A 5643-nucleotide genomic window follows, 5' to 3' on the forward strand; every position below is an offset into this window, starting at 1 on the left:
GGCCTGTGAAACCCTGGATGACGGCTTCGAAGATGCCTTTCAGTACACTGTCAGCGGTCATGGGCATAACCGACTGAAAAGCACCAACCTTATTGAACGTTTAAACCAAGAAGTTCGTCGAAGAGAGAAAATCATTCGCATCTTTCCTAACCGTGCTTCTGCCAACCGATTGGTTGGTGCTTTATTGATAGATACCCACGAAGAATGGCTTGGCTCGACCAGAAAGTATCTTAAATTTGATCAGTGAGAGAAGGTTGAACATTGTAGTGTATTTTACACAAGATTATGGACTTGACTCAATTTATAGAGAAACAGTGGAAAAATAGATGAGAAATAGCAGAGAAATAGTAGAGAAGCAACAGAGAAAGAGTAGAAAATTAGTATAAGGCTAGTAGACGAACTCTGAAAGAATGTCTAAATATGAATTATAAAGTACTAGTCAATTATGATACAATAGACTTGTTCTAAAAAAACGTGGTTCGTAACCATCCCACGATAAAAAACTAGGAGGAGTAATAGTGTCACACCGCACAAAAAGTTTAGCAAGTAATGCATTAGTAGCAGCACTTTATTTAGTGCTAACAGCCGTTTTTAGTTTTATGTCTTTTGGAGCAGTTCAGTTTCGGATTGCAGAAATGTTAAATCATTTAGTCGTATTCCAAAAGAAATACTTCTGGGGGATCGTCTCTGGTGTTATATTGAGTAATGCTGTTTTCATGTTCTCTTCAGGACTTGGCTGGTATGACTTAGTATTTGGTGTCATGCATAGTGTCTGTTCATTAGGAGCGACTATGTTTGCTAGTAAGTTTTTGAAAAATGACACGCAACGATTAGTTTTCAATGCCCTCAGTTTTGGTTTCTTTAGTTTCTTGATAGCTATTGAACTGAATATTGTGCTAGCACTACCATTTTGGTTCTCATATGGTACGGTCGCATTGGGTGAGGTTGTTGTGATGTTGGTTGGTGTACCAATCATGAAAGGCTTGAACTCAAAAATTAATTTTGCTGATAAAATATAATTGTTTTGAGCCATAAAAATACAATTGTCTTGAGCCGTATAAAACACTGTAACAAAAAACTGTTATGAGGGAGAAAAGCTAATGGAAATGTTATCGTTGACCTTAGGACCAGTATCTTCAAACTGTTATATCCTGACGAATGATTTTGGAGAAACATTGATTTTTGATCCTGGTGATGAGCCAGAAAGAATCATCTCACTGATAGAAGATAACGGATTGAAACCAATCGCAGTGGTACTGACCCATGCACACTTTGATCATATTGGGGCGCTAGATCCTATCCGCGACCATTTCAAGATCGAAGCATGGCAAAATCCTATCGAAAAGGATTTCATTACAGATCCTGTTTTGAATCGTTCTGATAATAATGGCTTACGCTATGTCAGTCGACCAGTCGAGCACTACTTTGATACAGAGAAAGAGCTGACGATTGATCATTTCAAGATGACGTTAGCAACGATACCAGGACATTCCCCCGGTTCAACCGTCTTTTTCTTTGATGATGAGAACTTTGCAATAGTTGGAGATGTTATTTTCAAAGGAAGCGTTGGCCGTAGTGATTTACCAGGTGGCAGTCATCAAACACTAATGGCAGGTATCAGAGAACACATCATGCGAAGACCAGATGATTACATCTTGTTTCCTGGACATGGTGGACCAACCACCGTTGGACATGAAGATGATACCAACCCATTTTTAAACCAAGGGTTGTGAGTCAAGCGCCCAACTTCGAGCCATAAGGAGTCTTAATGCTAGGAAGTTTTAAATATTCAAAAAGAGCTACTCGTTTGAGTAGCTCTTTTTGATAGACATAAGAATCAGATAGAATTAAGAACCAAATAGAATCAACAACCAGATAAATCAAGAATCAGATAGAACCAGATAGAATCGGCTACGACCTATTCTCTTAAGTCTTCGATTTCAGCGATAGTAAATTGTTTTTTCTCAAGGTGAGTGATGATCTTGTTCAATACATCTTCCTCTACACTTCTTGGTAAGGTGAAAATCATACGTCGTAAGCTACGGTTTCCTTGTGAATCAAGTGTGATGCAACTTGCGATATCAGAATAACGATTGATAATTTTAGCAACTGTTTGAAGGTCACCACGTTCTCCACCGGAAATGACATTGAGTACAAAGCTTGCATCATCAACATTCCAAGAAGATTGGAGCATCCCCAACATGGCGTTATGAGTCAAGATACCGTAGAATTTTTTGTTTTTATCCAAAACAGCGATATAAGGTAGTTCTTTGATAGAGAAGAAAACTTTTAAGAATGAACTGTCGGTCAGGACATACTTAGTAGCATTTTTAAGTAAATGTGTGACGGGTAGATTCATATCTCCGTTGTTAGCTTTATGACGGTAGATATGCATTTTATAAATATTACCACGGAATATGGTGCCAGACTCATCTAAAATTGGGACACAACGGAAGCCTGATTCTTCCAATATATCGATTGCTTCCTGTAAGGTACTGTTTTCCTTAACTACAGTTAGCTGACTTTTAGGAATTGCTAACGCTTTAATTAACATTACTAATTGCTCCTTCCGAACATTAAAAAACTCTCGTAAAATGATAATACCATTAAAAAAAGTATTTTACCATGTTATTATTAGTTTTTTTTAATGTCCCAGTGCTTGCATTTCAGAGTAAAATGAGTCATATTATAATTACTGTGAGTGTATTGTGCTTTTTTTGGCATAATAGGAACAGGAGTACTAGTTTACCAATAGGTTATTAAGCAACTATTACTACGATCACATTAATCAAATTGACATGGAAAAAGTCATATGATGCTTATTATATGACGGTTAAGACGAAAGGAAGAACGTTTAATGGATAACGATGCCGGGGCCGATTCCCTTGGGGTCCAGATACTTATCATTGTTGTATTAACATTGGTCAATGCTTTCTTTGCAGCAGCAGAGTTGGCTTTTGTTTCAATCAATCAGGGAAAGATGAGTCAGAAAGCACAGGAGGGCAATAAAAAAGCTCAAAGGGTTATGAGACTGTTGGGTCATGCAGATGACTTTTTAGCAACGATTCAAGTTGCTATCACATTGGCAGGATTCTTCTCAAGTGCATCAGCCGCAACAAGTTTTGCCTCGCGCTTAAGACCATTTTTTGGTGATATTCCTGGTGCCAATACGATTGCAATATTAATAGTTACGGTGATACTTTCTTATATTACCTTGGTATTTGGGGAACTTTACCCCAAACAGTTAGCGTTACAGATTCCTGAAAAGATTGCCCTGAATTCAGCAGGTGTTATTCTTGCAGTTCAAACGGTGTTCAAACCATTTGTGTGGTTCTTAACCGTATCCACAGGTTTATTGAAAAAGATCACACCAATGGAGTTTACACACCATACTGAAAAGTTGACCCGTACGGAGATGAAAGCTCTGTTGGCTAATAGCCGAAATGATGGTGCAATCGATATTGAAGAGTTCACCATGATGCAAGGAATACTATCTTTAGATAGTAAAGTTGCTCGTGAAGTCATGGTTCCTAGAACGGATACATTGATGATCGATGTTGAGGATAGCTTACAGGAGAATCTTGAAATTATTTTAGATAGTCCTTATTCCCGTCTTCCAGTTTATAAAGAGGACAAGGATAATGTAGTAGGGGTTATTCACACGAAGGATGTTTTAAAAGCGTCTCATTCACAAGGATTTGAAGGTATTGACATTGAAAAAGTCATGAATAAACCATTATTTGTACCTTCTACGATTTTTATAGACGATTTATTGATTGAGTTTCGTAAAGAACACCAACATATGGCTATTCTTAGAGATGAATATGGTGGTGTAGAGGGTATTGTCACCCTAGAGGACTTACTCGAGGAAATCGTTGGCGATATAGAAGACGAATATGACCAAGAAACTAATGAGTATCGACAAGTGGATGAAAATCATTACGTTATAGATGGTCGATTGCCAATAGAACGATTCGATGAGTTGTTTAAGGAAAAGATTACATCTGATGAAGTGGATACAATGGCAGGTTATGTACTGGTGGAATTAGGGTACTTCCCTGACGAAGATGAACCTGTAGAAGTTGAAGCTGGACACTATGTGTTAACACCACTCATTATAGATAACGGTCGGATCAAACGCATCTCTGTCCATCGTGTTACAGAAGATTTTCCGAAACGTGATGAAGAGAATGGCGACACAAAAGCAGATGATGAATCTGATGAGTCCGAATCGCGCAAAAAAGAATAAGAGAGTTTATTTATAGGGTTGAGACAAGCGTCCCAACCCTATTTTTGTTAAAATAGTTCATTTATATAGTAGTTCAAAAGTAAAAATAGCAAGAATGGCAATACAAAAATAGCAATACAATAATAGTAAGAATAATGGGAAGAGCAAGAATAGTAAAAAAAGTAAGAATAGTAAGGAGTAAACGGATGACACATAAGCTTAATGAAATGATGGATAAACCTATCATAAAAGAAAGTGTTTTAAATTATATGAGAGAGGCGCTTCCCAAATTTTCGGGTATTATAGGGGAGCTAGAAGAAGCAGCTCATCGTCGAAGGGTGCCAATCATACCTCATGAAACAGCGACGTATATCGATCAACTGTTGTCGGTGATTCGTCCTGAGAAAATATTAGAGGTAGGGACAGCGATTGGATTTTCAGCATTATTGATGGCACAGTATGCTCCTGTCGATACAATTGAACGTAATCCGGTCATGGTTGAGGAGGCCAAAGAAAACTTCCAACGGTCCAATAGTCCTTATGCAATCCAGTTATTAGAAGGTGATGCAAAAGATTTGTTAGAAAAGGTAGAAGGGCCTTATGATGTTATATTCTTAGACAGTGCAAAAGCCAAGTATATCGAATTCTTGCCACGCTGCTTGGAGTTGCTAGCAGATAACGGTGTGATCTTGATCGATGATATATTCCAAGGCGGAACTGTCTTTGATGATGATGATACTATTCCAAGACGTGTCAGAAAAATACATCGTAACCTCAATGCATTGTTAGAGAAGTTAACGAACGATCCAATGTTAAAAGTCAGCTTTTTACCACTTGGAGATGGCCTGGCTATGATTAATAAAAGGAAAATAGTAAAGGTTTAAATAAAGAATAGCTAATCCACAGTAGTGTTTATAAAGTAAATAAAAGTTTATTTCAGAATATGGTTGACATCAGCTATTAATACGTGTAATCTAGTTTCTGTTGTCGCTACGATGCATGATCACAGTAAGGCCAATCTTGTTCGTGCCAGTTTGAAATTTTTTATATTTTTTCAAACAAATGATTGACATGTATGCGAGTTGATGATAAGATGATTGAGTTGTCGCATTTATTATGATAGCAGTGATGCTTATATTATTTCTTTTGAAGTGTATAGGTTGCTGATCTTTGAAAATTGAACAAAAAGACGAACCAAATGTGTAGGGTCATTAAGATTTAGCTTCGGCTAGGTCTTAATGAAAACTAACAATTCTGTTATCGGAATTAAAAATAAGGATAACAAACACAAGCCAGAAATGGTTTGAAATGAGCAATCAAACAATCTTTCATGAGAGTTTGATCCTGGCTCAGGACGAACGCTGGCGGCGTGCCTAATACATGCAAGTCGTACGCAATTGATCCACCGAGTGCTT

Annotated in this window: 6 protein-coding genes, 1 rRNA gene and 1 riboswitch; of the genes, 6 read left to right on the forward strand and 1 reads right to left on the reverse strand. The window is 37.6% G+C overall.

Going from position 1 to position 5643, the window contains the following annotated elements:
* The 3 genes from H541_RS0110355 to H541_RS0110365 form a co-directional block, all read left to right on the forward strand.
* Positions 1 to 247, forward strand: a 247-nt coding sequence (locus H541_RS0110355) for an IS256 family transposase (protein ID WP_022797218.1), incomplete at its 5' end; no start/stop codon positions are given.
* 221 nt (positions 248 to 468) lie between these two features.
* Positions 469 to 513: riboswitch (PreQ1 riboswitch) on the forward strand.
* A gap of 5 nt (positions 514 to 518) precedes the next feature.
* On the forward strand, positions 519 to 1019 hold the full coding sequence (locus H541_RS0110360; protein ID WP_022797219.1) for a QueT transporter family protein: 501 nt from the start codon (positions 519 to 521) through the stop codon (positions 1017 to 1019).
* 81 nt (positions 1020 to 1100) lie between these two features.
* Positions 1101 to 1733, forward strand: coding sequence for an MBL fold metallo-hydrolase (locus H541_RS0110365; protein WP_022797220.1), 633 nt, complete (start codon positions 1101 to 1103; stop codon positions 1731 to 1733).
* A 185-nt stretch (positions 1734 to 1918) separates the two neighbouring features.
* Here H541_RS0110365 and cbpA read toward each other — a convergent pair whose 3' ends face one another.
* Positions 1919 to 2554 carry a cyclic di-AMP binding protein CbpA gene (gene cbpA, locus H541_RS0110370; protein WP_022797221.1) on the reverse strand — a complete coding sequence of 212 codons (636 nt, stop codon included), beginning with the start codon at positions 2552 to 2554 and terminating at the stop codon, positions 1919 to 1921.
* Positions 2555 to 2857: 303 nt separating this feature from the next.
* Here cbpA and H541_RS0110375 point away from each other — a divergent pair, with 303 nt between their 5' ends.
* From H541_RS0110375 to H541_RS0110385, 3 genes are all read left to right on the forward strand, one after another.
* Positions 2858 to 4249 carry a hemolysin family protein gene (locus H541_RS0110375; RefSeq protein WP_022797222.1) on the forward strand — a complete coding sequence of 464 codons (1392 nt, stop codon included), beginning with the start codon at positions 2858 to 2860 and terminating at the stop codon, positions 4247 to 4249.
* Between the two features lie 185 nt (positions 4250 to 4434).
* Positions 4435 to 5112 (forward strand): O-methyltransferase, encoded by a 678-nt coding sequence (locus H541_RS0110380; RefSeq protein ID WP_022797223.1) that lies wholly within the window; start codon positions 4435 to 4437, stop codon positions 5110 to 5112.
* Between the two features lie 442 nt (positions 5113 to 5554).
* Positions 5555 to 5643, forward strand: a 16S ribosomal RNA gene (locus H541_RS0110385); the annotation flags it as partial.

This window comes from Bavariicoccus seileri WCC 4188 (assembly GCF_000421665.1).
GTDB classification, from domain to species: domain Bacteria; phylum Bacillota; class Bacilli; order Lactobacillales; family Aerococcaceae; genus Bavariicoccus; species Bavariicoccus seileri.